Annotated in this window: 18 protein-coding genes; 15 read left to right on the forward strand and 3 right to left on the reverse strand. The window is 59.7% G+C overall.

The features are described 5' to 3' along the window. Genes hisA through coaA form a run of 4 tightly spaced genes read left to right on the forward strand, consistent with a single transcriptional unit; the run spans nt 1 to nt 2,854 of the window. Entirely contained in the window at nt 1-744 is a 744-nt protein-coding gene (gene hisA / locus V6R85_RS12885) for a 1-(5-phosphoribosyl)-5-[(5-phosphoribosylamino)methylideneamino]imidazole-4-carboxamide isomerase (protein ID WP_111792803.1), read from the forward strand. Continuing rightward, nucleotides 741-1,517 carry an imidazole glycerol phosphate synthase subunit HisF gene (gene hisF / locus V6R85_RS12890; RefSeq protein ID WP_003505384.1) on the forward strand — a complete coding sequence of 259 codons (777 nt, stop codon included), beginning with the start codon at nt 741-743 and terminating at the stop codon, nt 1,515-1,517. Before hisA ends, hisF begins: the two co-directional genes overlap by 4 nt. Nucleotides 1,518-1,532: 15 nt before the next feature. Beyond that, on the forward strand, nt 1,533-1,856 hold the full coding sequence (locus V6R85_RS12895) for a phosphoribosyl-ATP diphosphatase (protein WP_003505383.1): 324 nt from the start codon (nt 1,533-1,535) through the stop codon (nt 1,854-1,856). Then, on the forward strand, nt 1,853-2,854 hold the full coding sequence (gene coaA / locus V6R85_RS12900; protein ID WP_020010676.1) for a type I pantothenate kinase: 1,002 nt from the start codon (nt 1,853-1,855) through the stop codon (nt 2,852-2,854). The genes V6R85_RS12895 and coaA overlap by 4 nt, the downstream gene beginning before the upstream one ends. A 49-nt stretch (nt 2,855-2,903) precedes the next feature. On the opposite strand, the gene lysM is transcribed toward coaA, so the two are convergent. The 3 genes from lysM to V6R85_RS12915 all read right to left on the reverse strand — a co-directional run bounded on the left by lysM (nt 2,904) and on the right by V6R85_RS12915 (nt 5,586). After that, a complete protein-coding gene (lysM, locus tag V6R85_RS12905; RefSeq protein WP_020010677.1) occupies nt 2,904-3,353 on the reverse strand; it encodes a peptidoglycan-binding protein LysM in 450 nt (149 codons plus the stop codon). A 75-nt stretch (nt 3,354-3,428) separates the two neighbouring features. After that, nucleotides 3,429-3,863 (reverse strand): alternative ribosome rescue aminoacyl-tRNA hydrolase ArfB, encoded by a 435-nt coding sequence (gene arfB, locus V6R85_RS12910; protein ID WP_003505379.1) that lies wholly within the window; start codon nt 3,861-3,863, stop codon nt 3,429-3,431. A gap of 112 nt (nt 3,864-3,975) precedes the next feature. Beyond that, complete coding sequence (locus V6R85_RS12915; RefSeq protein ID WP_107677715.1) at nt 3,976-5,586, reverse strand: phosphoenolpyruvate carboxykinase; 1,611 nt, start codon at nt 5,584-5,586, stop codon at nt 3,976-3,978. 338 nt (nt 5,587-5,924) lie between these two features. Between V6R85_RS12915 and chvI the strand changes: the two genes are divergently transcribed. The 11 genes from chvI to addA all read left to right on the forward strand — a co-directional run bounded on the left by chvI (nt 5,925) and on the right by addA (nt 23,074). Continuing rightward, nucleotides 5,925-6,650, forward strand: coding sequence for a two-component system response regulator ChvI (chvI, locus tag V6R85_RS12920; RefSeq protein ID WP_003505377.1), 726 nt, complete (start codon nt 5,925-5,927; stop codon nt 6,648-6,650). A 57-nt stretch (nt 6,651-6,707) separates the two neighbouring features. Next, entirely contained in the window at nt 6,708-8,498 is a 1,791-nt protein-coding gene (gene chvG, locus V6R85_RS12925; RefSeq protein ID WP_060725280.1) for a two-component system sensor histidine kinase ChvG, read from the forward strand. Next, the gene (locus V6R85_RS12930; protein ID WP_003505375.1) at nt 8,488-8,952 is read left to right on the forward strand and encodes an HPr kinase/phosphorylase; all 465 of its coding nucleotides are present in this window, start codon (nt 8,488-8,490) and stop codon (nt 8,950-8,952) included. Before chvG ends, V6R85_RS12930 begins: the two co-directional genes overlap by 11 nt. 125 nt (nt 8,953-9,077) lie before the next feature. Next, entirely contained in the window at nt 9,078-9,479 is a 402-nt protein-coding gene (locus V6R85_RS12935) for a PTS sugar transporter subunit IIA (RefSeq protein WP_003505374.1), read from the forward strand. A gap of 11 nt (nt 9,480-9,490) precedes the next feature. Then, nucleotides 9,491-9,766, forward strand: a complete 276-nt coding sequence (locus V6R85_RS12940; RefSeq protein WP_003505372.1) for an HPr family phosphocarrier protein — start codon at nt 9,491-9,493, stop codon at nt 9,764-9,766. Between the two features lie 128 nt (nt 9,767-9,894). Further along, entirely contained in the window at nt 9,895-11,295 is a 1,401-nt protein-coding gene (gene ahcY, locus V6R85_RS12945) for an adenosylhomocysteinase (protein WP_020010684.1), read from the forward strand. A 208-nt stretch (nt 11,296-11,503) separates the two neighbouring features. Next, nucleotides 11,504-14,086 carry a sensor histidine kinase gene (locus V6R85_RS12950; RefSeq protein WP_003505368.1) on the forward strand — a complete coding sequence of 861 codons (2,583 nt, stop codon included), beginning with the start codon at nt 11,504-11,506 and terminating at the stop codon, nt 14,084-14,086. Then, complete coding sequence (gene tsaE / locus V6R85_RS12955) at nt 14,083-15,591, forward strand: tRNA (adenosine(37)-N6)-threonylcarbamoyltransferase complex ATPase subunit type 1 TsaE (RefSeq protein ID WP_111834593.1); 1,509 nt, start codon at nt 14,083-14,085, stop codon at nt 15,589-15,591. Before V6R85_RS12950 ends, tsaE begins: the two co-directional genes overlap by 4 nt. Nucleotides 15,592-15,607: 16 nt before the next feature. Next, nucleotides 15,608-16,345 carry a nucleotidyltransferase family protein gene (locus V6R85_RS12960; RefSeq protein WP_060725460.1) on the forward strand — a complete coding sequence of 246 codons (738 nt, stop codon included), beginning with the start codon at nt 15,608-15,610 and terminating at the stop codon, nt 16,343-16,345. Next, nucleotides 16,342-19,527, forward strand: a complete 3,186-nt coding sequence (addB, locus tag V6R85_RS12965) for a double-strand break repair protein AddB (protein ID WP_111834594.1) — start codon at nt 16,342-16,344, stop codon at nt 19,525-19,527. Before V6R85_RS12960 ends, addB begins: the two co-directional genes overlap by 4 nt. Then, the gene (gene addA, locus V6R85_RS12970) at nt 19,517-23,074 is read left to right on the forward strand and encodes a double-strand break repair helicase AddA (protein WP_111834595.1); all 3,558 of its coding nucleotides are present in this window, start codon (nt 19,517-19,519) and stop codon (nt 23,072-23,074) included. The genes addB and addA overlap by 11 nt, the downstream gene beginning before the upstream one ends. The last annotated feature ends 41 nt before the right edge of the window (nt 23,075-23,115 follow it).

A 23,115-nucleotide genomic window follows, 5' to 3' on the forward strand; every position in this document is an offset into this window, starting at 1 on the left:
ATGATTCTTTTTCCCGCAATCGACCTTAAAGACGGCCAGTGCGTTCGCCTGAAACTCGGCGATATGGACCAGGCCACCGTCTACAACGAGGACCCCGGCGCACAGGCGAAGGCCTTCGAGGACCAAGGCTTCGAATGGCTGCATGTGGTTGATCTCAATGGCGCGTTCGCCGGCCAGACAGTCAATGGCGAGGCGGTCGACGCCATTCTGAAAGCGACGAAAAATCCGGTGCAGCTCGGCGGTGGCATCCGCACGCTCGATCATATTGAAGCGTGGCTGAGCCGTGGGCTTGCGCGCGTCATTCTCGGCACCGTGGCGGTGCGCGATCCGGTTCTCGTTCTGGAAGCCTGCAAGCGTTTCCCCGGCCAGGTCGCCGTCGGCATCGATGCCAAGGGTGGCAAGGTTGCCGTGGAAGGCTGGGCGGAAGCGTCCGAACTCGGCGTCATCGAACTGGCCAAACGCTTTGAAGGTGCCGGCGTCGCGGCCATCATCTACACCGATATCGATCGTGACGGCATTCTGGCCGGCATCAACTGGGCCTCGACGCTGGAACTGGCGGATTCCGTCTCCATCCCGGTCATCGCCTCCGGCGGCCTTGCCTCCATCGAAGACATCAAACGCATGTTGCAGCCGGATGCCGCAAAGCTCGAGGGTGCGATTTCAGGCCGCGCGCTTTATGATGGGCGCATCGACCCTGCCGAGGCACTTGCCCTCATCAAGGCCGCGAAGGAGGTACGCGCATGACCCTCAAAGCCCGTGTTATTCCCTGCCTTGATGTCAAAGACGGCCGCGTCGTCAAGGGCGTGAACTTCGTCGACCTGATCGATGCCGGTGACCCCGTCGAAGCGGCGAAAGCCTATGACGCGGCAGGAGCGGACGAGCTCTGCTTTCTCGACATCACCGCCTCCTCGGACAATCGCGATACGATCTTCGATGTCGTCTCGCGCACCGCTGATCATTGCTTCATGCCGCTGACCGTCGGCGGCGGGGTCCGCGCCGTTGCTGACATCCGCAAGCTGCTCCTTTGCGGCGCGGACAAGGTTTCCATCAATTCTGCGGCGGTGAAGGATCCTGACTTCGTGGCGCAGGCGGCCGACAAGTTCGGCAACCAGTGCATCGTCGTTTCCATCGACGCCAAGCGCGTTTCGAAGGATGGGGAAGCCGGCCGCTGGGAAATCTTCACCCATGGCGGACGCCAGCCGACCGGTATCGACGCCGTGGAATTCGCCATCAAAATGGTCGAACGCGGCGCGGGTGAATTGCTTGTCACCTCGATGGACCGCGACGGCACCAAAAGCGGATATGATATCGGCCTGACGCGCAGCATTGCCGATCAGGTTCGCGTGCCCGTCATCGCCTCGGGCGGCGTCGGAACACTGGATGATCTGGTGGCTGGCGTTCGCGATGGCCATGCAACTGCGGTACTTGCCGCCTCCATCTTCCATTTCGGCACCTATTCGATCGGTGAAGCCAAGAGCTACATGGCCGAGCATGGCATCGCCATGCGTCTCGACTGATTGCAGGAACTTCTCATGAGCGCATTTTCCCTTTCCGATCTGGAACGCATCGTCGCGACCCGTGCCGCTGCCTCTCCTGACGAATCCTGGACGGCCAAGCTGGTTGCTGCCGGCCAGGAACGCGCAGCGAAAAAACTTGGCGAAGAGGCGGTGGAAGCCGTCATCGCAGCCATCGCGAAAGATCGCGACGGGCTGAAGAACGAAGCCGCCGATCTGCTTTACCATCTGCTGGTGGTGCTGAAGATTGCCGACATTCCGTTGGACGAGGTTTTTGCCGAGCTGGAGCGCCGGACCGGTCAAACCGGCCTTGCGGAAAAGGCGGCGAGGCCGACATCATGAATGTCGAGGCAGGCAGCGGGGAGAGAGGCATGCCGAGCACACTCGATCATTTCCGGCCGGATGAATATTCGCCATACCACTTCTACAGTTCGGAAGAATGGGCGAAGTTTCGCGCTGACACGCCACTGACGCTTTCCGCCGATGAGGTCAAACGCTTGCGCTCGCTGGACGACCCGATCGATCTGGACGAAGTGCGGCGCATTTACCTGTCGCTGTCGCGCCTTTTATCCTCGCATGTCGAGGCGTCACAGCTGCTTTTCGAGCAGCGCAACCGCTTTCTCAATATGGCTGACGTCAACAAGACGCCCTTTGTCATCGGCATTGCCGGCTCTGTGGCGGTTGGCAAATCGACGACGGCGCGTATCCTGAAGGAGCTTCTGGCGCGCTGGCCCTCCAGCCCGAAGGTCGATCTCATCACGACAGACGGATTTCTTTATCCGAATGAGGTTCTGCGGCGCGAAAACCTGATGGAGCGCAAGGGCTTTCCCGAAAGCTACGATATCGGCGCGCTCCTGCGTTTCCTGTCGGCGATCAAGGCGGGCCAGCCCAATGTGAAAGCACCGCGCTATTCGCACCTGACCTATGACGTTCTGCCGAATGAGTTCACTGTCATCGACCAGCCGGATATTCTGATCTTCGAAGGCATTAATGTACTGCAATCGCGCGACCTGCCGGCGGGGGGGCGGATTGTGCCGATCGTTTCCGACTTTTTCGATTTCTCGATCTATATCGACGCGGACGAGGACCTCATTCACAACTGGTATGTGAACCGGTTCATGAATCTCAGAAAAACCGCCTTCCGCGATCCCAATTCGTTCTTCAACCGTTATGCCTCGATCAGTGAAGAAGCCGCGCTCAGCATTGCCGAAGGCCTCTGGCAGAACATCAACCTGAAGAACCTGCGCCAGAACATCGTGCCGACGCGCCCGCGCGCCGATCTTATCTTGCGCAAAGGCAAGAACCACCTGATCGATACGGTGGCGCTTCGCAAATTGTGAAAGATGCCGCACAAGGCGGCATCTCCATTGCAGCGGTTAAGAGCCGCTACTACGCAAGGTCGGGAATACGCAGAACCTGGCCGGGATAAATCTTGTCGGGATGGGTCAGCATCGGCTTGTTCGCTTCGAAGATGATGTTGTTCTTCGCGCCATTGGCCTTGCCATATTGCGCTTCAGCGATCTTCCAGAGATTGTCGCCCTTCTTGACCGTATAGAACACCGGCTCCTTCGCGGGCGCTTCGGCCACTTTCAACTCACCCGCCTCGACCTTGGAAATGCCGAGCGTATTGCCGACCGCGATAACCGCCTTTTCGAAGACCGACTGATCGGCCACTTCGCCCTTCAGAACGACCTTGTCGTCTACCACCTCGACCTGAACCTTGTCCGTGCCGAGATCGTGGGAAGCGAGTTCCTTCTTGACCGCTTCGACATCGGGCGCATCATCGCCGCCGATACCGAGCTTCTTTCCCGCTTCCTTGATGAAATTGAACAGACCCATAGCACCCTCCTTGGTTGTAGGGAGGCTTACCAGACGATATTTGAAGCTCTATGACAAGCGCGAAACATTTGGCCCCTATTCGCCCGAGGGCTTGCCGCGCATTTTCTTGATATCGGAGCGGCCGGACTTCGCCTTCAGGCGGCGCTCGACCGAGCCCTTGGTCGGCTTGGTGGCCTTACGCACCGGCGGCGGCGGGGCGGCGGCTTCGAGGATCAGCTCCTTCAGCCGTTCGCGCGCATCTTCGCGATTGCGCTCCTGGCTGCGAAACCGGCTCGCCTCGATCATCAGCACGCCTTCTTTCGACACACGCCTGCCACCGAGGCGCAGGGCATTGGTCTTCACCCGGTCCGAAAGAGACGGTGAATTGGCAATGTCGAAAAACAGCTGAACCGCCGTCGAGACCTTGTTGACGTTCTGGCCGCCCGGCCCGCCGGCCAGCACGAATTGCTCCGTCAGCTCCCAGCCGGCGATGGTGATACGGTTGCTGATGTAAAGCGGGTCGCTGGCCATGATCTTTCTCCGCGCCGGTGATGCCACAGATCGCAAAAAATGAAAACAGCGGAGAAAACGAAAGAACCCGGCACAAGGCCGGGTCCCCTCCTCCTCACGAATGAGGCTCTATTTATTCAGCCGCAAGCAGCAGGCCCGGTGCAGCATCGCGAACCTTGCTATCGACGTGATCTTCGAACTTGGTGAAGTTCGTGACGAACATCGACACCAGTTTCTTCGCCTGCGCGTCATAGGCTGCGCCATCGGCCCAGGTCGAACGCGGATCGAGGATCGCGCTATCGACGCCATCCAGCGACAGCGGCACTGCGAAACCGAAATTCGCGTCGGTGCGGAATTCCGCATTCTTCAGGTCGCCGGTCAGCGCTGCCGTCAGAAGCGCGCGGGTCGCCTTGATGGGCATGCGCTTGCCGATGCCGTAGGCACCGCCGGTCCAGCCGGTATTGACCAGCCAGCAATCCACGCCGTGCTTGCCGATGAGCTCGCGCAGCAGGTTGCCATATTCCGCCGGGTGGCGTGGCATGAAGGGTGCGCCGAAGCAGGTTGAGAACGTCGCTTCCGGCTCCGTCACGCCCTTTTCCGTGCCTGCAACCTTCGCAGTGTAACCGGAGAGGAAGTGGTACATGGCCTGTTCCGGCGTCAGACGGGCGATCGGCGGCAACACGCCGAAGGCATCCGCCGTCAGCATGATGATCGTCTTAGGATGGTCGGCAATGCCCGTTTCCGATGCATTCGGAATGAAGTGCAGCGGATAGGCGCTGCGGGTGTTTTCCGTCAGCGAGTTGTCGTTGAAGTCGGGAACGCGGTTTTCGTCCAACACCACGTTTTCGAGAACCGTGCCGAAACGGCGGGTCGCGGCGTAGATTTCCGGTTCGGCTTCAGCCGAAAGCTTGATCGCCTTGGCATAGCAGCCACCTTCGAAGTTGAAGATGCCGTGCTCGCCCCAGCCATGCTCGTCATCGCCGATCAGCGTGCGCGACGGATCGGCCGACAGCGTGGTCTTGCCGGTGCCGGACAGGCCGAAGAACACGGCGGAATCACCTTCTGGACCGACATTGGCCGAGCAATGCATGGGCATGACGCCCTTGGCCGGCAGGAGATAATTGAGGACTGTGAAGACCGACTTCTTGTTTTCACCGGCATAGGAGGTGCCGCCGATGAGGACAAGACCATTGGTGAGATCGCAGGCGATGACGGTTTCCGAACGAACGCCGTGACGGTCCGGATCGGCCTTGAAGCTCGGCAGGTTGATGATGGTGAGCTTCTGTTTGAAGCCCGCCAGTTCTTCCTGCTTCGGTCGGATAAGAAGGTTGCGAATGAACAGCGAATGCCAGGCAAGCTCGGTGACGACGCGGGTCGGCAGAGCATTTTCCTCATCGGCGCCGCCGATCAGGTCCTGAACATAGAGGGTCTTTCCGGCGGCATGGGCCAGCATGTCCTGGCGCAGCAACTCGAAATTTTCCGGCGACAGCGGCTTGTTGTTGTCCCACCAGATGGTGTTCTCGGTGGAGGCATCGCGGACGACGAATTTGTCCTTCGGCGAACGGCCCGTATGCTGGCCGGTGACGGCGCGAAGCGCACCATCGATGGTCAGTTCGGCCTCGCCGTTGCGGATCGCTTCTTCGTATAATTCGCTCTCATTGAGGTTATAAAAGACGCGGGAGGCCTCGCCCAGTCCGAGTTCCGCAACTCCATTGGCAGGATTATGAACCCCAAGCTCGTTCATGACGCGTTCCTTGTTAATGACGATAAGGCCGTTGAAATTTCCACGGAAAATACGTGGCGGCTTTTGGAAACGCAAGAGCCAAACTTTAAAAAACTTAGTGATTTCAATATATTAATCGATTTAAAAGATTTTATTTCTTTTTAAATCGGTTGAAGACGCATTAAAATCCAACTGCGGCCTTTCCGCAAAATCCCTCGCTCCAGCCCGGCGATTTGGCAGCGAGTTTTCCTTTGCCACAATTTGTTCCACCTTTATACTCAAGAGAGTGGCTCGCGGCGCACAACCTTGGCTGGGTGAATGTCGGGAGTTACGAGAAAATGACGATGGAGACCAACTATATGCAGACGATCGCGCTTGTCGACGACGACCGGAATATTCTGACTTCGGTATCGATCGCGCTCGAAGCCGAAGGCTACCGGGTCGAAACGTATACGGACGGCGCTTCCGCGCTTGACGGGTTGATCGCCCGTCCGCCGCAGCTCGCCATTTTCGATATAAAGATGCCACGCATGGACGGCATGGAGCTTTTGCGGCGTCTTCGCCAGAAGTCGGATCTGCCGGTTATCTTCCTCACCTCCAAGGATGAAGAGATCGACGAATTGTTCGGCCTGAAGATGGGCGCCGACGACTTCATCACCAAGCCCTTTTCGCAACGCCTTCTGGTGGAACGCGTGAAAGCCATCCTGCGCCGCGCCAGCAGCCGCGAGGCTTCCGCCGCAACCGGCAGCGTGCTGAAGCCGACCGCCGATCAGCAGGCGCGCACGCTCGAGCGCGGGCAGCTCGCCATGGACCAGGAACGCCACACCTGCACCTGGAAGGGTGAGCCGGTGACGCTGACGGTCACCGAATTCCTCATCCTGCATTCGCTGGCGCAGCGGCCCGGCGTGGTGAAAAGCCGCGACGCGCTGATGGATGCGGCCTATGACGAACAGGTCTATGTGGATGATCGCACCATCGACAGCCACATCAAGCGTCTTCGCAAGAAGTTCAAACTCGTCGATGGCGACTTCGATATGATTGAAACGCTTTATGGCGTAGGATATCGCTTCCGCGAAGCGGCTTGAAGAAGCCGACTCGAGCAGAAGGGACCGCCCGATCTGGGGTGGTGAGGACTTTAATACGTGTTGAAGAAAACGCCGGAAACCGTCTCGGATAGTGACGATGCCGAAGAACGCGGCAGCGAACGCCGCCATCGTATCCATCCGCTGACGATCATCCGGCGCATTTTCGGCAATGCGGTGTTTTCCAGCCTCACGCGCCGCATTCTTTTCTTCAACGTTGCGGCGACGGTGGTTCTGGTCGGCGGCATTCTCTATCTCAACCAGTTCCGCGAAGGGCTGATCGACGCACGGGTGGAAAGCCTGTTGACGCAGGGCGAAATCATTGCCGGTGCGGTCTCGGCTTCCGCCTCCGTCGATACCAATTCGATCACCATCAATCCGGAAAAGCTGCTCGAATTGCAGGCGGGGCAGAGCATTACCCCCGCCCCCAATGACGAGGACCTGAGTTTCCCGATCAATCCGGAGCGGGTGGCGCCGGTGCTGCGGCGGCTGATCTCGCCGACGCGTACCCGCGCACGGCTGTTCGATGCCGACGCCAACCTGCTGCTCGATTCCCGCCATCTTTATTCGCGCGGTCAGGTTCTGCGCTTCGATCTGCCGCCAGTGACGCCGGAGACGCAGACCTGGGGCGACTGGTTCACCAGCATGTTCAACCGCATGCTGCAGCCCAGCAGCCTGCCGCAATACAAGGAAGCGCCGGGTGGCGACGGCTCGATCTATCCGGAAGTGATGAATGCGCTGACGGGTGTTCGCGGCGCTGTCGTGCGCGTCACCGAAAAGGGCGAACTGATCGTTTCTGTGGCTGTGCCGGTACAGCGCTTCCGGGCCGTGCTCGGCGTTCTGCTTCTGTCGACGCAGGCGGGCGATATCGACAAGATCGTGCATGCGGAGCGCCTTGCGATCATGCGCGTCTTCGGCATCGCCACCCTGGTCAATATCGTGCTGTCACTGCTCCTGTCCTCCACCATCGCCACGCCGCTGCGGCGCCTTTCGGCCGCCGCGATCCGAGTGCGCCGCGGCGCAAGGACGCGTGAGGAAATACCGGATTTCTCGGCGCGCCAGGATGAGATCGGCAATCTTTCGATTGCGCTGCGTGAAATGACGACGGCGCTCTACGACCGTATCGATGCCATCGAAAGTTTCGCCGCCGATGTCAGCCATGAACTCAAAAACCCGCTGACCTCGCTGCGCAGCGCCGTGGAAACCCTGCCGCGCGCCAAGACCGAAGAGTCCAAGCAGCGCCTGACCGAGATCATCTTCCACGACGTCCGCCGTCTAGACCGCCTGATCAGCGACATTTCGGATGCGTCGCGGCTCGATGCCGAGTTGGCGCGCGCCGACGCCTCGCCGCTCGATCTCGATGTTCTGATGAAGGGTCTGGTGGACATATCCCGTCAGATAAGCACCAAAAAGAAAAGCGTGACGATCGACTATTCTGTCGACCGGAAAGCGGGCGCAAAGACCTCGTTCGTGGTGAACGGCCACGATCTCCGCATTGGCCAGATCGTTACCAACCTCATCGAGAATGCACGCTCTTTCGTTGCCGAGGACAGTGGCCGCATCACCGTGCGCCTTTCCCGTCACAAGGATCGCTGCATCGTGCAAGTGGAGGACAACGGCCCCGGCATTCAGGCGGAAGATATCGACCGGATCTTCGAGCGCTTTTACACCGACCGGCCGGCGAGCGAAGGGTTCGGCCAGAATTCGGGCCTTGGCCTTTCCATCAGCCGGCAGATCGCCGAAGCCCATGGCGGCAGTCTCCGGGCGGAAAATGTCGTTGACAAATATGGCGTGATTTCCGGCGCGCGCTTCACCCTGTCGCTGCCGGCGGCCGAAACCCATGAACGCTGAACGCTTCAACCTTCACGCCACTGCCATCGTCGTTCAAAACACCGGCATCCTCTTTGCCGGACCATCGGGCAGCGGTAAAAGCGAGCTTGCCTTCAGCTTCCTGACGGAGGCTGAACGCTGCGGATTGCCGGCCGCACTGATCGCGGACGATCAGATTTTCGTGTATCGCGACGGCGAAACCATCATCGCCGAGCGGCCGGAAACAATCGCCGGCCTGCTGGAATTGCGCGGCAGCGGCATTGTTTCGTTGAAAAGCATTGCGCGCGCGCCACTACATTTCGCCGTCACGACAGTTCTTTCACCTGAAAATCCAAGACTTCCAGAAGATGACGAAGTGTTGTTGCTACCCTGCGGCGGGCATCTTCCGCTCTTACGTATTCCGCTTTCCAGTCTTACGCCCTATGGAAAATTTGCTGCACTTGCTCAGAATCTTTTTAAAACGAATGTGAAGTGACCGTGATTCAGGCGATTTTAGGCTTGCGATTCGCATTTTCCTCATCAAGATGAAATCCCACCGATGGACAGGATTGCCGCGTTGCGATAGTCGGCAATGAGAGTGCGTGTGCAAGGGAGCATTTCATGATCGGACTAGTGCTTGTCACCCATGGCAAGCTGGCTGAGGAGTTTCGCCATGCGTTGGAGCATGTCGTCGGTCCCCAGAAATTGATCGAGACGGTCTGTATCGGTCCCGAAGACGACATGGATCAGCGCCGGCAGGACATCATCGACGCCGTTGCGCGTGCCAATGATGGCAATGGCGTCATCATCCTGACGGACATGTTCGGCGGCACGCCCTCCAATCTCGCGATTTCCGTCATGAACAACGGCAATGTCGAAGTCATCGCCGGGGTCAATCTTCCCATGCTGATCAAGCTTGCCGGCGTTCGCAGCGAAGATAACATGGACAAGGCCCTTCAGGATGCATCCGATGCCGGCCGCAAATATATCAACGTCGCCAGCCGCGTTTTGAGCGGCAAATAAGAAGTCAGCCCATGTCGCCATTTACCCGGGAACTACCGATCATCAATAAACGCGGTCTCCACGCCCGGGCATCCGCCAAATTCGTGCAGATGGTCGAAGGTTTCGACGCGACGATCACGGTTTCCAAAGACGGCATGACCGTTGGCGGCACCTCCATCATGGGTCTTATGATGCTGGCCGCAAGCCCCGGATGCAGCGTCTATGTCGAGGCGAGCGGCAATCAGGCGAAAGAAGCGATCGAAGCGCTCGAGGCGCTGGTCGCCGACCGCTTCGGCGAAGAAGCCTGAGCCGGCACCATATAAAGACATAAAGACTTCTTTATATCATCATTGCCAGATCGTTCGTGGCCTGCTAAACCGCTGCTACGTTTAAAAGCCGGGCCGCAAGGCGCGGCGTTTCTGATCTGGAGAACTTCATGAGCCTTGAGAAGGACTACATCGTCGCCGATATCAACCTTGCCGCGTTCGGCCGCAAGGAGCTGGACATTGCCGAAACCGAAATGCCGGGCCTGATGTCCTGCCGCAAGGAATTCGGCGAAAGCAAGCCCCTGAAGGGCGCACGTATCACCGGTTCTCTTCACATGACGATCCAGACCGGCGTTCTCATCGAGACGCTGAAGGAACTGGGCGCGGATGTTCGCTGGGCCTCCTGCAACATTTTCTCGACGCAGGATCATGCGGCGGCGGCAATTGCGGCGGCCGGCATTCCGGTCTTCGCGGTCAAGGGTGAAAGCCTGACAGAATATTGGGAATATACCGACAGGATCTTCCAGTGGGCCGATGGCGGCCTCTCCAACATGATCCTTGACGATGGCGGCGACGCCACCATGTATATCCTGCTCGGCGCACGTGCTGAAGCCGGCGAGGACGTTCTGTCCAATCCCGGTTCGGAAGAAGAGGAAATCCTCTTCGCGCAGATCAACAAGCGCCTCAAGGCTTCCCCCGGCTGGTTCACCAAACAGCGCGACGCGCTGAAGGGTGTCACAGAAGAAACGACGACCGGCGTTCACCGTCTTTACGATCTCAGCAAGAAGGGCCTGCTGCCCTTCCCGGCCATCAACGTCAACGACAGCGTCACCAAGTCGAAGTTCGACAACAAGTATGGCTGCAAGGAATCGCTCGTCGACGGCATTCGCCGCGCAACCGACGTGATGATGGCCGGCAAGGTTGCCGTGGTCTGCGGTTACGGCGATGTGGGCAAGGGTTCTGCCGCTTCGCTGCAGGGCGCCGGCGCCCGCGTGAAGGTCACCGAAATCGACCCGATCTGCGCGCTTCAGGCTGCCATGGACGGTTTCGAAGTCGTTCGCCTGGAAGACGTCATCTCGTCTGCAGATATCTTCATCACCACGACAGGCAACAAGGACGTGATCCGCATCGAGCATATGCGCGAGATGAAGGACATGGCCATCGTCGGCAATATCGGCCATTTCGATAATGAAATTCAGGTCGCATCGCTGCGTAACCTCAAGTGGACGAACATCAAGCCGCAGGTCGACATGATCGAGTTCCCGAAGGGTAACCGCATCATCCTGCTCTCGGAAGGCCGCCTGCTGAACCTCGGCAACGCCACCGGTCACCCGTCCTTCGTGATGTCGGCGTCCTTCACCAACCAGGTGCTGGGCCAGATCGAGCTCTTCACCAAGCAGGGCGAATACAAGAACGAGGTTTACGTGCTGCCGAAGCACCTCGACGAGAAGGTCGCACGCCTTCATCTCGAGAAGCTTGGCGTGCGCCTGACCGAACTTTCCGACCTTCAGGCTGATTATATCGGCATCTCGAAGGAAGGTCCGTTCAAGGCTGAACACTACAGATATTAATATCATAGTTAATATCCACTAAAATTACACAACATCTAGATGCCGCGCACTTGACAAAGTGCGCGGCATCTTTTTTGCGCGCTCCCTTTCCGCAGATTTATGAAGGCGGTATTGTCATCAGACTTGATTCGGACACGCCAAAGGGCGGCGGGGACGAAATGGGATGTCTTGTCGAAGATGCGGCACATAGGACGGAGACAGACCGGGGATGACGGTTCACAATTCGGATCTGCGCGAGCAGACAGTTCAACGCGTTGAAAACACGCATGCTGGCGTGGCATTGAGCGCGGCTCTTACGCGTTGCCGGCTGGTATTCAGTGCGGTTCGAACAGGCGTTGCGAGGCTTCCTGTCCTGATGTCGGGCACGGTTCTGGCCGGCTCGGCAAGCATGGCGCTGGCGCAGGACGGGCTTGTGGCAAAGACCGGCGCGCGACTATTTTCATCCGGAGAAACAATCACCTATTCGCTTTTCGTCGGCATGCTTTCGGCAACGCTGTTTTCCGTTGTCTGGCTGGTGCGGCAGCGCGGCAATATCGAGGCGGAGAGCAGCGAATACCGTCAGGCGCTTGCCCAGTCCCACCACAAGATCGCGAAATACGAGGCGCTGATTTCCGACAAGAGCCGCCGCATCGTCATCTGGGACGGCGCGGATAAGCGCCCCGAATTTCTGGGACAGCTGCCGGCAGAAACCGGTGTGCCGCAGGCGGATCACGATTTTCTGGCCTTTGGCCGCTGGCTGAAACCGGCATCCGCAAGCCAGCTTGAAAAATCCATCGAAAAACTCCGCAGCCATGCGCAGAGTTTCGATCTAACCATTGAAACACAGCGCGGCGAAGTCATTGAAGTTCAAGGCCGGGTTTCCGGCGGCAATGCCTTTGCCCGTTTCATCGCGCTCAACAATCTGCGCGCGGAACTCGCTGAATTGCAGGTGGAGCGCGAGCGCCTGATCGCTTCGGTCTCCACATTTCAGGAGCTTCTGGATTCCATCGAACAACCCGTCTGGCGGCGCAATGGCGAAGGCGAACTCACCTGGGTCAACCACGCTTATGCGCATGCTGTGGATGCACGCGACGCCGACCAGGCCGTTCATGAAAAACGCGAGCTGCTGAACACGGTTACCCGGCAGAAGATACGCGCGGCCGCGACACCGGAATCACCCTATCACGACCGTATTTCGACGGTTGTTTCCGGAAACCGCACCTTCTTTGACGTCGTGGATATCAAGACAGCCGGCGGTTCGGCTGGCATCGCTATCGACGCAACGGAAGCCGAAACCATCAGCGAGGAACTCAAGCGGGTTCTGAAAAGTCACGCTGAAACGCTCGATCATCTGGCAACGCCCGTCGCCATTTTCGACGGCCGGCAGCGGCTGCAATTCTACAATCAGGCTTTCGCGGCTCTCTGGGGTTTCGACCTCGTTTTCCTCGAATCCAGCCCTGATAATTCCGAGCTTCTGGACAGGCTGCGCACCGCCGGCAAATTGCCGGAGCAGCTGAACTGGAAGAACTGGAAAGAGGCGGCGCTTTCCGTCTACCGTTCGCTGGATACCAAGACCGATCTCTGGCACCTGCCGAACGGCCAGACCCTGCGGGTTATTGCAACCGCCCATCCACAGGGCGGCGCGACCTGGGTTTTCGAGAACCTGACCGAGCAGGTCGACCTGCAGATGCGCTACAACACGCTGGTGAAGGTGCAGGGCGAAACCATCGACCATCTGGCCGAAGGTGTCGCCGTGTTCGGTGCGGATGGGCGCATTCGCCTCTCCAACCCGGCATTCCGGGCGCTCTGGGGCGTGACCGCGGAACAGGCTGAGACTGGCACCCATATCCGCGCCATCGAAACCGCCTGCACACAATCTTATGACAGGCCGGACGGCTGGCGCGCCTTCAGCCAGTTCATTACCAGCTTCGATGATGAGCGGCCCTCGCGACAGGGAACGCTGGAACTGCTTTCCGGCCTTGTGCTCGACTATGCCATCATTCCGCTGCCCGATTCACAGACCATGCTGACCTTCGTCAACATGACCGACAGCGTGCGGGCCGAGCGGGCGCTCAAGGAAAAGAACGACGCGCTTTTGAAGGCCGACGAGCTGAAGAACGATTTCGTGCAGCATGTTTCCTACGAGCTGCGCTCGCCGCTGACGAATATCATCGGTTTCACCGACCTCCTGAAGACACCCGGCATCGGCCAGTTGACGGACCGGCAGGCGGAATATCTCGACCATATTTCCACCTCCTCCTCGGTTCTCCTGACCATCGTCAACGATATTCTCGATCTCGCGACCGTGGATGCCGGCATCATGCAGCTCAATTATTCGGATAATGATCTGAATGAGTTGCTTGAAGACGTTTCGGTGCAGATCGCCGACCGGCTGCAGGAAAGCGGCATTTCGCTCGAGATCGTTGCACCGGCCCATCTCGGCAGTCTCGTGGCCGATCACCAGCGGCTGAAGCAGATTCTCATCAAGCTGCTGACCAACGCGATCAATTTCGCCCCGGAAGGGTCTTCGGTTCAGCTCTCCTGCCAGCGCAGCGAAGGTGACTTCGTGTTCTCGGTGGCGGACAAGGGTCCGGGTATTCCTGAAGACATGCTGAAGAGCGTGTTCGACCGCTTCGCGACGCGCGGCAATGGCGGGCGGCGAACCGGTGCAGGGCTTGGCCTTTCCATCGTGGAAAGCTTCGTCAGCCTGCACCATGGCACTGTCAGCATCGACAGCCGACCCGGCAACGGCACCATCGTCACGTGCCGCATTCCTTCCGGCACACGGCCGCATTCCATCGCCGCAGAATGAGCGAAGACATCTTGCCGATCACCATTCCCCTTGAGGGAGAAAAGGACACCATCAGGCTCGGTGAAGACCTCGCACTGGCCTTAAAACCCGGCGATTGTCTCGCACTCATCGGCGATCTCGGCACCGGCAAATCGACGCTCGCCCGAGCCTTCATCCGCGGGATGGCGGATGAGCCCGATCTCGAAGTGCCGAGCCCCACCTTCACGATCATCCAGACTTATGACGCCCGCATTCCGGTCGCCCATCTTGATCTTTACCGGCTTTCGGATGTTTCCGAGCTGGACGAACTCGGCATCGATGAGATGCTGGAGGACGGCATCTGCCTGATCGAGTGGCCGGATATCGCCACTGATATTCTGCCGCCGGAACAGACCGTAACCCTAACGTTGACACATTCCGGCGAAGGGCGGCTCGCCGCCATCGAGGCTCCGGCAAAACTGAAAGCACGGCTTGAGCGGGTTTTCGCCATCCGCGCATTTCTCGCGAAAAATGGCAGGGGCGATGTGGCCCGGCGCTTTCTAAGCGGCGATGCTTCCACACGCGCCTATGAGACCGTTTCAACTGGTGGGCCGGATCTTATCCTGATGGACTGGCGGCGCCCCATGCGAGGGGCGATCGTCGCTGAAGGCAAGACCTATGCGGAAATCGCCCATCTTGCCCAGGATGCGCGTTCCTTCGTGGCTATTGGCAATTATCTGAGAAATAGCGGCTTTTGCGCGCCGGAGATTCTGGCGGCGGATACCGATCAGGGCATTCTCCTGCTGGAAAACCTCGGGCGGGAGGGCGTGCTGGCGCCTGACGGGACGCCGATAGAGGACCGCTATCTGCAAAGCGTCGCCTGTCTCGCGGCCCTTCACGAGGCCTCGCGGCCCGACCTGCTGCCAGTGGGTGACGGCAGCGCCTATGAGGTTCCCCCCTTCGACCGGCAGGCGATGAAGATCGAGGTTTCGCTGCTGGCGGAATGGTATCTGCCGCATAAACGCGGCAAGCCCCTCACCGATAGCGAAAAGAGCGACTATTACGCTCTATGGGACAGGCTGATCGACCAGCTCGCCGACTGTGAGACGGGACTTGTGCTGCGCGATTTCCATTCACCCAACCTTATATGGCAGCCGCAAAACAGCGGCATACGGCAAGTCGGCCTGATCGATTTTCAAGATGCGATGATCGGCCCGACCGCCTATGATGTCGCTTCCATCGTGCAGGATGCCCGCGTTACCATCTCCCCCGAACTGCAAGCGCGCCTGCTTTCGCACTATCTCGAGAACAGAAGAAGCACGCCTTTCGATGAGGCCGCTTTCCTCAAGGCTTTCGCCATCATGTCGGCGCAACGCAACTGCAAGCTTGCCGGTATCTGGGTGAGGCTGTTGGAACGGGATCGAAAACCCGGTTATATGAAACATATGCCGAGGACGTTCCGCTATCTCAGTGCAGCGCTTTCGCATCCGGAACTCGCACCGCTCAGAGACTGGTGCCTGCGCATGGGCATCGAATTTAACGACTGAAAGACGGTTGACCACGATGACGATCAAAAACGCGATGGTGCTGGCCGCCGGGCTTGGCACGCGGATGCGCCCGATCACGGATACGATCCCGAAGCCGCTCGTGAAAATCGCCGGCAAGCCGATGATCGACTACGCGCTCGATTCCCTTGTCGAAGCCGGTGCCGAGACAATCGTCGTCAATGTGCATCACCACGCCGAACAGATGATTGCTCATCTCGAAAACCGCACCGACGCCGAAATCCTGATTTCCGACGAGCAGTCGCAGCTGATGAATTCCGGTGGCGGACTTGCCAAGGGCCTGAAGCTTCTGGAACCCGGCCCGGTCTTCGTCATGAATGCCGATCTTTTCTGGATCGGCGAGCAATTGAATGCGGTCAGCAACCTGCGCAAGCTTGCGCAATTCTTCGATCCCGCCCGCATGGATATGGCGCTGCTCTGCGTCGACATGGATCGCACCACCGGACACAATGGGAAGAGGGATTTCAACCTGGCGGATGACGGAAAACTGGCGCGGTATCGCGATGGCGACCCAACCCCGGTAGTTTATGCGGGCGCCATCGCCATGGATTCGCGACTGCTGGACGATGCGCCGGTGGATGCCTTCAACCTCAATATCTATTTCGATCGCGCCATCGGAAAAGACCGGCTTTTCGGGCTTTCTCTGGATGGCCACTGGATTACGGTCGGCACGCCCGACGCAATAGAAGACGCCGAAAGCATTATCCGGCAATTCAGGGAAAAACGCTCTGCATGACCCTTACTCACCACGCAAAGCGCGTCCTGACGATCGCCGCGGGAACACCGTTCCTCAGGACGCTCGCGGAAACGCTGTGTGATGGGACGCTGACATCAGGCTATAAATACGACCCGGCCGATCCGCTATCGCTTGCCAAGGTGACGATCTATGTGCCGACGCGGCGCTCCGCCCGCGTGCTGCGCTCCGAATTCGTCGATCTTCTAGGCGGCCGATCCGCCATTCTGCCGCTGATCCGGCCTCTGGGTGAGACGGATGACGATAGCGGCTTCTTCGAGATCGAAAACCCTGAGATCATGGATCTGGCGCCACCGATTTCCGGCACCGGCCGGCTCATCGAACTGGGGCGTCTCATTCTCGCCTGGCGCAACAGCCTGCCGGACGCCATCCGGGCCATCCATTCCGATTCGCCGCTTGTCGCCCCCGCCAGCCCCGCCGATGCTATATGGCTGGCGCGTGCGCTTGGCGAGGTGATCGATGCGATGGATACCGAAGAAAAGGACTGGGAAGCGCTTCAGCATCTCGATACTGGCGATCACGCTCAATGGTGGCAGCTGACTGCGGACTTCCTGCGGATCGCCAGCGTCTTCTGGCCGGCGCGGCTTGCCGAACTCAACCGTTCCTCCGCCGGCCGGCATCGCAACGCCATCCTGCGGGCGGAAGCTAACCGGCTTGCCAATTTGCCGGATACGGGACCCATCATCGCCGCAGGGTCGACGGGCTCCATTCCTGCGGCAGCCGATCTGATCGCCGCCGTTGCCGCCCTGCCGCAAGGCACCGTTGTGCTTCCTGGCCTCGATCTCGCCATGCCGGAGGAACAATGGCAGGCGATTGCCGAGGACCCCACCGATCCTTCGAGCCGCACCCATTCGCAATACGGGCTTTATATGCTGTTGCAGAAGCTCGGCATCCTGCGCGATGACGTGGATCAGATTGGCGCCATTGACGGCGATCTGGAAAAGCGAGCAGCGGTATTTTCGGCCGCACTCGCACCGGCCAAATCCACCAGCGACTGGAATCGCTGGCGCGAAGACAGGCAACCCGGCTTTTTCGACGATGCTTTCGCAACCGCCACGCTTATTGAAGCCGCCAATGAGCGCGAGGAGGCAACGGCCATCGCAGTGGCTTTGCGGCTGGCCCTTGAAGCACCGGGTGCTGGCCGTCCATCGCAGGCAGCATTGATTACACCGGACCGCGGACTGGCGCGACGCGTGGCGACGGAGTTACAGCGCTTCGGCATCGAAGCCGACGACTCGGCCGGTACGCCGCTTTCCGCCACCCCGCAAGCCGGGCTGACGCAACTGGCGCTGGAGGCCATCCTCAGGCCCGGAGACCCCGTGCCAATTATTTCCCTCCTGAAACATCCGCTCAGCCGTTTCGGGCTTTCCGATGAAGCTTTCGCGAAAGCCTCGAAAGCGCTGGAGCTGATTGCGCTGCGCGGCGGCCGTGTGGAAACCGAAATCGGCAATCTGGAAGCGGTTCTGGATGCACAGCTTGTGGTGCAGCGCGATGACCGGTACCCGCCCGCCTGGCGGCTGGCCCTACCGCAGGCAAGCGCGGAGGCCGGGCGCGATCTGGCGCGGCGGATCGCCGTTGCGACCGAGCCGCTCGGCTCCGCCTTTATCCGCAGAGATCGATCCGGCCGCGCCTTCACCGATAAATTGCCACTGTCCGTCTGGGCGGAGCGGACGGGCCGCGTGATCGAAGCCATCTGTGCGGATGAAAACAACGATCTTGCCGCACTCTGGTCCGGTGAAGCGGGAGACAAGCTTTCCGAGCTGTTCGGCGAATTGATGGAAAGCGGCGAGATCCTCGACGCGGACGGACCGCAATGGATCGATATTTTTGCGGCACTGGTGGCCGGTGAATCGATCAAGCCACGATCGATGCGCCACCCGCGCATTTTCATCTTCGGCGCCCTTGAGGCACGGCTGCAAAGTGTCGACACCGTCGTGATCGGCGGCCTCAATGAAGGGCTCTGGCCCGGCCAGACAGCGAATAATCCGTTTCTGTCCCGCACCATGAAGACCGCGATTGGGCTGGAGCCGCCGGAACGGCGTATCGGCCAGCTGGCGCATGATTTCGAGATGGCAAATGGCACCCGGCAGATTTTTTACACCCGCGCGCTGAGGCAGGGCTCGACACCCGCCGTCGCCTCACGCTGGCTGCAGCGTCTTCTGGCGCTGGGCGGCGAGAAATTTGCCGAAAGCCTGAAGAAGCGCGGCGAGACCTATCGCCATTGGGCAGGATTGATGGATGAAAGTATCGATCAGGAAGCGGCAAAGCGCCCTGCCCCGAAGCCGCCGGCCGAGTTGCAGCCAACGCGCTATTCCTTCAGCGAAGTGGGCCGCCTGCGCCGCGACCCCTATTCGATCTATGCGCGACGCATCCTGAAACTGGACCCGCTTGCCCCCTTCAACCGCGATCCGAACGCCGCCGATCGCGGCACGCTCTATCACGCGATCATCGAGCGTTATTCCCGCGAGGCGCATATTCCCGGCACGCCAGCCTCGCTCGCGGCCATGCAACGCATTCTCGATGAGTGTTTCGACGCGGAAAACCTGCCTCCCCATGTGGATGTCATCTGGCGGCCGCGTTTTGCGGCGGTGGCCCGCGCCTTCATCGACTGGGAGAAGGAAAGGCATCCGTCCATCCGCCACAGCTTTTTCGAGGCACGCGCCGGGCAGGAAATCGCCGAGGCGGGCATAAGGCTGACCGGGATCGCCGACCGCATCGACATCAAGACGAACGGCCACGCGGATATTATCGATTACAAGACGGGGCTTGCGCCTTCCGTCAATCAGGCGCGCGCGCTGCTTGATCCACAGCTTGCGCTGGAAGCCGCAGCGCTGATGCGTGGCGCCTTCCGCGAAGCCGGTTCGCCCGCGCCTGACAATCTCATCTATGTTCGCCTGCGGCCGGGCGAGCGCTTCTTTGCCGATCAGGTCAATAACGAACATTCCAGCCGAAGCAGCAAAAGACCGCCGAAATCGGCGATTGAGCTCGCCACGGAATCGATCGAACAGCTCACCAAATTCGTTCATTCTCTGCGTGAAGGCGAGAATGGTTTTGCCTCGCGGCTGGTGCCCGAGGAGCAGCAATCCTATGGCGGGGAATATGACCACCTCGCCCGCGTTTCGGAATGGTCGACGGCAGAACCGGGAGACGGCGATGACGATTGATCCCTTCGACGCCGGCCCCGCCACCGACACGCCTGAAAGCTGGATCGACTGGACCAGCGCCCGGCAGCGGCTTGCCTCCGATCCCGCCAGTTCCGCATGGGTGTCGGCCAATGCCGGCTCAGGCAAGACCCATGTCCTGACCCAGCGCGTCATTCGCCTGCTTCTGGCCGGCTGCCGGCCCTCGGCGATTTTGTGCCTCACTTATACCAAGGCCGCGGCGTCGGAAATGTCGAGCCGTGTTTTCGACCGTCTGGCGGAATGGGCTACTTTGCCGGACTCCGATCTCAAGGACCGCATCGCCGCCATCGAGGGCAAGGCGCCGGATCGGATCAAGCTTGCCGAAGCGCGCAGGCTGTTTGCCAAGGCGCTGGAAACACCGGGCGGGCTGAAAATCCAGACCATCCACGCCTTCTGCGAGGCGTTGCTGCACCAGTTTCCGCTGGAAGCCAATGTCGCCGGCCATTTCTCCGTTCTCGATGACCGCGCAGCGACCACGCTGCTGGCCGAGGCGCGCCGCTCACTTCTGACGGCGGTTTCAACGGAGCGCGACGCGGAACTGGCGCAGGCGCTAGCCTATGTGCTCGATCTCGCCGATGAAAGCGGGCTGGAAGCACTGCTCTCCGCCATCATCGCCAATCGCAGCGCCCTTCGTGGTTTTCTGCTAGACGCCAAACAATTTGGCGGCATCGATGCCCGGTTGCGGCAGGCGATGCAGATCGCAGATGGGGAAACCGAAGAAACCGCGGCGGCCGCCTTCTGGCCTCTGCCCGGCCTCTCCGGCCTCGCGCTCGATACCTATCTGGCCCTTGCCGACGAGGTAGGCGGATCACGCGTCATCGATGTCGCTTATGCGCTCAGGGAGGCAAAACGCCACCCGGACCCCGTCCAGCGGATGCAATTCATCGAAGCGGCGCTGTTGACAGCCAAGGGGGAAAAGAAATCGGATGCCTATGTCATCAACAAGGGCATGCAGAAATCCGCCCCCGAACTTCTCGATGCGCTGACGCTGGCGCGTGACCATGCTGTTTCCTGCCGCAACCGTTATCGTCTGGTGCGGATGCTGGCGGCGACAAAATGCGCCCTTGTTCTAGCCGAAAGGCTGATCGGCGATTTCGAAGACCTGAAGAAACAGCGAAGCCAGCTCGATTTCGAAGACCTGATCGAGCGCGCCGCCAACCTCCTCAACCGCGATACGGCGGGTGCCTGGGTGCATTACAAGCTGGATCAGGGCATCGACCATATTCTGGTCGACGAGGCGCAAGATACGAGCCCGGTGCAATGGTCGATCATCCAGTCGCTGGCGGCGGATTTCTTCACGGGCGAGAGCGCCCGCTTGGGACGGCGCACGCTGTTTGCCGTGGGCGATGAAAAACAGTCGATCTATTCATTCCAGGGTGCGCGGCCGGAACGGTTTTCGCAGGAGCGCGAAGAGACCAAAAGGCGCGTCGATTCTGTGGAGCAGGCCTTTCACCGCATCCGCCTGCCGCTATCCTTCCGGTCCACGCAGGATGTGCTGGCCGCTGTCGACCAGGTGTTTTCAGACCCGAATAACGCCAGCGGTCTCAGCGCCGATAACGAACCGGTGGAACACCGATCCAACCGGGCCGGTCATCCGGGCACTGTGGAAGTGTGGGACATGGTGGCGTCGGAAACCACTGAAGACGAAGAGGATTGGACTGCCCCCTTCGATGCGCTGCGGGAAAGTGCGCCGGCCACCATCGTTGCCCGCCGTATCGCCGCGCGCATCGCCGATATGATCGGAAACGAAACCATTATCGAGAAAGGTGTCGAGCGTACCGTCGAGCCCGGCGATATTCTGGTGCTCGTCAGAAAACGCCATGCCTTCGTTAATGCGCTGACCCGGGAGTTGAAAGGGCGCAAGAACATTCCCGTTGCCGGTGCCGACCGTCTTCGCCTGACCGACCACATTGCCGTGCAGGACCTTCTGGGGCTCGGCCATTTCGTTGTCCTGCCCGAAGATGACCTTTCACTCGCCGCACTTTTGAAAAGCCCGCTCTTCAACCTGACAGAAGATGACGTTTTCGACATTGCCGCCACGCGATCGGAAACGGAAAGCGTCTGGAAACGGCTGCAAATCCTTTCGCAGGAAGAGAATAGTCACCTTTCCACCGTTGCCGCCAAGCTGGAAGGCTTCATCGCGCTTTCGAAAACGGCCACGGTGCATGATTTCTTTGCAGCGGTCCTGACCCTGCATGACGGGCGCAAAAAATTTCTCGGCCGGCTTGGCAACGAGGCGAGCGACGTTCTGGATGAGTTCCTGTCCTTTGCGCTGGATCACGAAAGAACCGGCCTGCCCGGCCTGCAGGCCTTTTTGTCCGTTCTGGAAACCGATTCTCCTGAAGTGAAGCGCGAGCAGGACAAGGATCGCGGCGAAGTGCGCATCATGACCGTGCACGCCTCCAAGGGCCTGGAAGCGCCGGTTGTTTTTGTCGTTGATGGCGGTTCGAAAGCCTTCAACCACAGCCATGTGCCGAAACTGCGCTTCGTCGAAGCGGGTGAGGACGCTTTCCCGGTGTGGCTACCCGGCAGCGGTTTTTCCAACCATCTCATCCGCTCGGATGAAGAACGACTGAAGACGGCCGCCGAAGACGAATATCGACGGCTGCTTTATGTGGCGATGACGCGCGCTGCTGATCATCTCGTCGTCTGCGGTTATCGCGGCCAGAAGGAAAATCCCGAATGCTGGCATGCCATCGTCAAGGCGGCGCTTGCCAACAATGAAGACCATTGCAAGCCGCAGCTTTTCATGGCGGATGGCGAGGAATGGCAGGGGCTTGTCTGGCGTAAATCCGAGGCTCGCACGACATCTGTCCCGCAAAAGCTACCAGAAACGCAGCAGCAGGAAGAATACGCCCTTCCGGCGGGACTTCTCGCTCCCTTGCCGGCACTGCCCTCCCTGCCGAGACCGCTCAGCCCGTCCGGTGCCGGCACCATCATTGATGACGGCGCGGACGATCTCGCCGTGCGTTCGCCGCTTTTCGGCGAGAAAACCGATGTCTCGTCGCTGGCGCTGCAGCGCGGTAGGCTAGTGCATCGCATGCTGCAAGCCCTGCCGGATTTTACCGAGGAGGAGCGGGAAGCGGCTGCGCGCCGCTATGCGGAGCGTGCGGCTCGTTTCTGGCCTGCTGCCGAGCGCGAACATTTGATACGAGCGGTTCTGCGCGTCATGTCCGAACCGGCGGTACAACCGGCCTTCTCCGCCAACAGCCGCGCGGAAGTGTCGATCATGGGCACGATGACGATCGGCAGGCAGCAATATGCCGTCTCCGGCCGCGTCGACCGGCTGGCCGTGGATGGTGATCGCGTCATTCTGGTCGATTACAAGACCAACCGCGTGCCGCCGCGCGAAGCGCGTGAAATACCTTTCTCCCACACGGCGCAGCTTGCCATCTATCGCGAAATTCTAGCATCGCTCTATCCCGGCAAGAAATTTGTCTGTGCGCTGATCTATACGGAAAATGCCACTTTTGTGGCAGTCGAAGACGATGCGATGAGAGAGGCCCTTGCCGCAATAAAGACAAAGTGAGATACCGGGGCATTGAAATTCCGACGCGCCCGCATCACATC

The sequence above is a fragment of the Agrobacterium sp. CCNWLW32 genome, assembly GCF_037083425.1.
Taxonomy (GTDB): Bacteria; Pseudomonadota; Alphaproteobacteria; order Rhizobiales; family Rhizobiaceae; genus Agrobacterium; species Agrobacterium radiobacter.

What these genes read in the sequence shown, in the direction of transcription:
- V6R85_RS12895 (WP_003505383.1), top strand. Translation starts at nt 1,533, where the DNA reads ATGAGCGCATTTTCCCTTTCCGATCTGGAACGCATCGTCGCGACCCGT.
- V6R85_RS12940 (WP_003505372.1), top strand. Translation starts at nt 9,491, where the DNA reads ATGTCGCCATTTACCCGGGAACTACCGATCATCAATAAACGCGGTCTC.
- addB (WP_111834594.1), top strand. Translation starts at nt 16,342, where the DNA reads ATGACCCTTACTCACCACGCAAAGCGCGTCCTGACGATCGCCGCGGGA.
- tsaE (WP_111834593.1), top strand. Translation starts at nt 14,083, where the DNA reads ATGAGCGAAGACATCTTGCCGATCACCATTCCCCTTGAGGGAGAAAAG.
- hisA (WP_111792803.1), top strand. Translation starts at nt 1, where the DNA reads ATGATTCTTTTTCCCGCAATCGACCTTAAAGACGGCCAGTGCGTTCGC.
- V6R85_RS12915 (WP_107677715.1), bottom strand. Translation starts at nt 5,586, where the DNA reads ATGAACGAGCTTGGGGTTCATAATCCTGCCAATGGAGTTGCGGAACTC.
- chvI (WP_003505377.1), top strand. Translation starts at nt 5,925, where the DNA reads ATGCAGACGATCGCGCTTGTCGACGACGACCGGAATATTCTGACTTCG.
- V6R85_RS12935 (WP_003505374.1), top strand. Translation starts at nt 9,078, where the DNA reads ATGATCGGACTAGTGCTTGTCACCCATGGCAAGCTGGCTGAGGAGTTT.
- hisF (WP_003505384.1), top strand. Translation starts at nt 741, where the DNA reads ATGACCCTCAAAGCCCGTGTTATTCCCTGCCTTGATGTCAAAGACGGC.
- coaA (WP_020010676.1), top strand. Translation starts at nt 1,853, where the DNA reads ATGAATGTCGAGGCAGGCAGCGGGGAGAGAGGCATGCCGAGCACACTC.
- lysM (WP_020010677.1), bottom strand. Translation starts at nt 3,353, where the DNA reads ATGGGTCTGTTCAATTTCATCAAGGAAGCGGGAAAGAAGCTCGGTATC.
- ahcY (WP_020010684.1), top strand. Translation starts at nt 9,895, where the DNA reads ATGAGCCTTGAGAAGGACTACATCGTCGCCGATATCAACCTTGCCGCG.
- V6R85_RS12960 (WP_060725460.1), top strand. Translation starts at nt 15,608, where the DNA reads ATGACGATCAAAAACGCGATGGTGCTGGCCGCCGGGCTTGGCACGCGG.
- V6R85_RS12950 (WP_003505368.1), top strand. Translation starts at nt 11,504, where the DNA reads ATGACGGTTCACAATTCGGATCTGCGCGAGCAGACAGTTCAACGCGTT.
- arfB (WP_003505379.1), bottom strand. Translation starts at nt 3,863, where the DNA reads ATGGCCAGCGACCCGCTTTACATCAGCAACCGTATCACCATCGCCGGC.
- V6R85_RS12930 (WP_003505375.1), top strand. Translation starts at nt 8,488, where the DNA reads ATGAACGCTGAACGCTTCAACCTTCACGCCACTGCCATCGTCGTTCAA.
- addA (WP_111834595.1), top strand. Translation starts at nt 19,517, where the DNA reads ATGACGATTGATCCCTTCGACGCCGGCCCCGCCACCGACACGCCTGAA.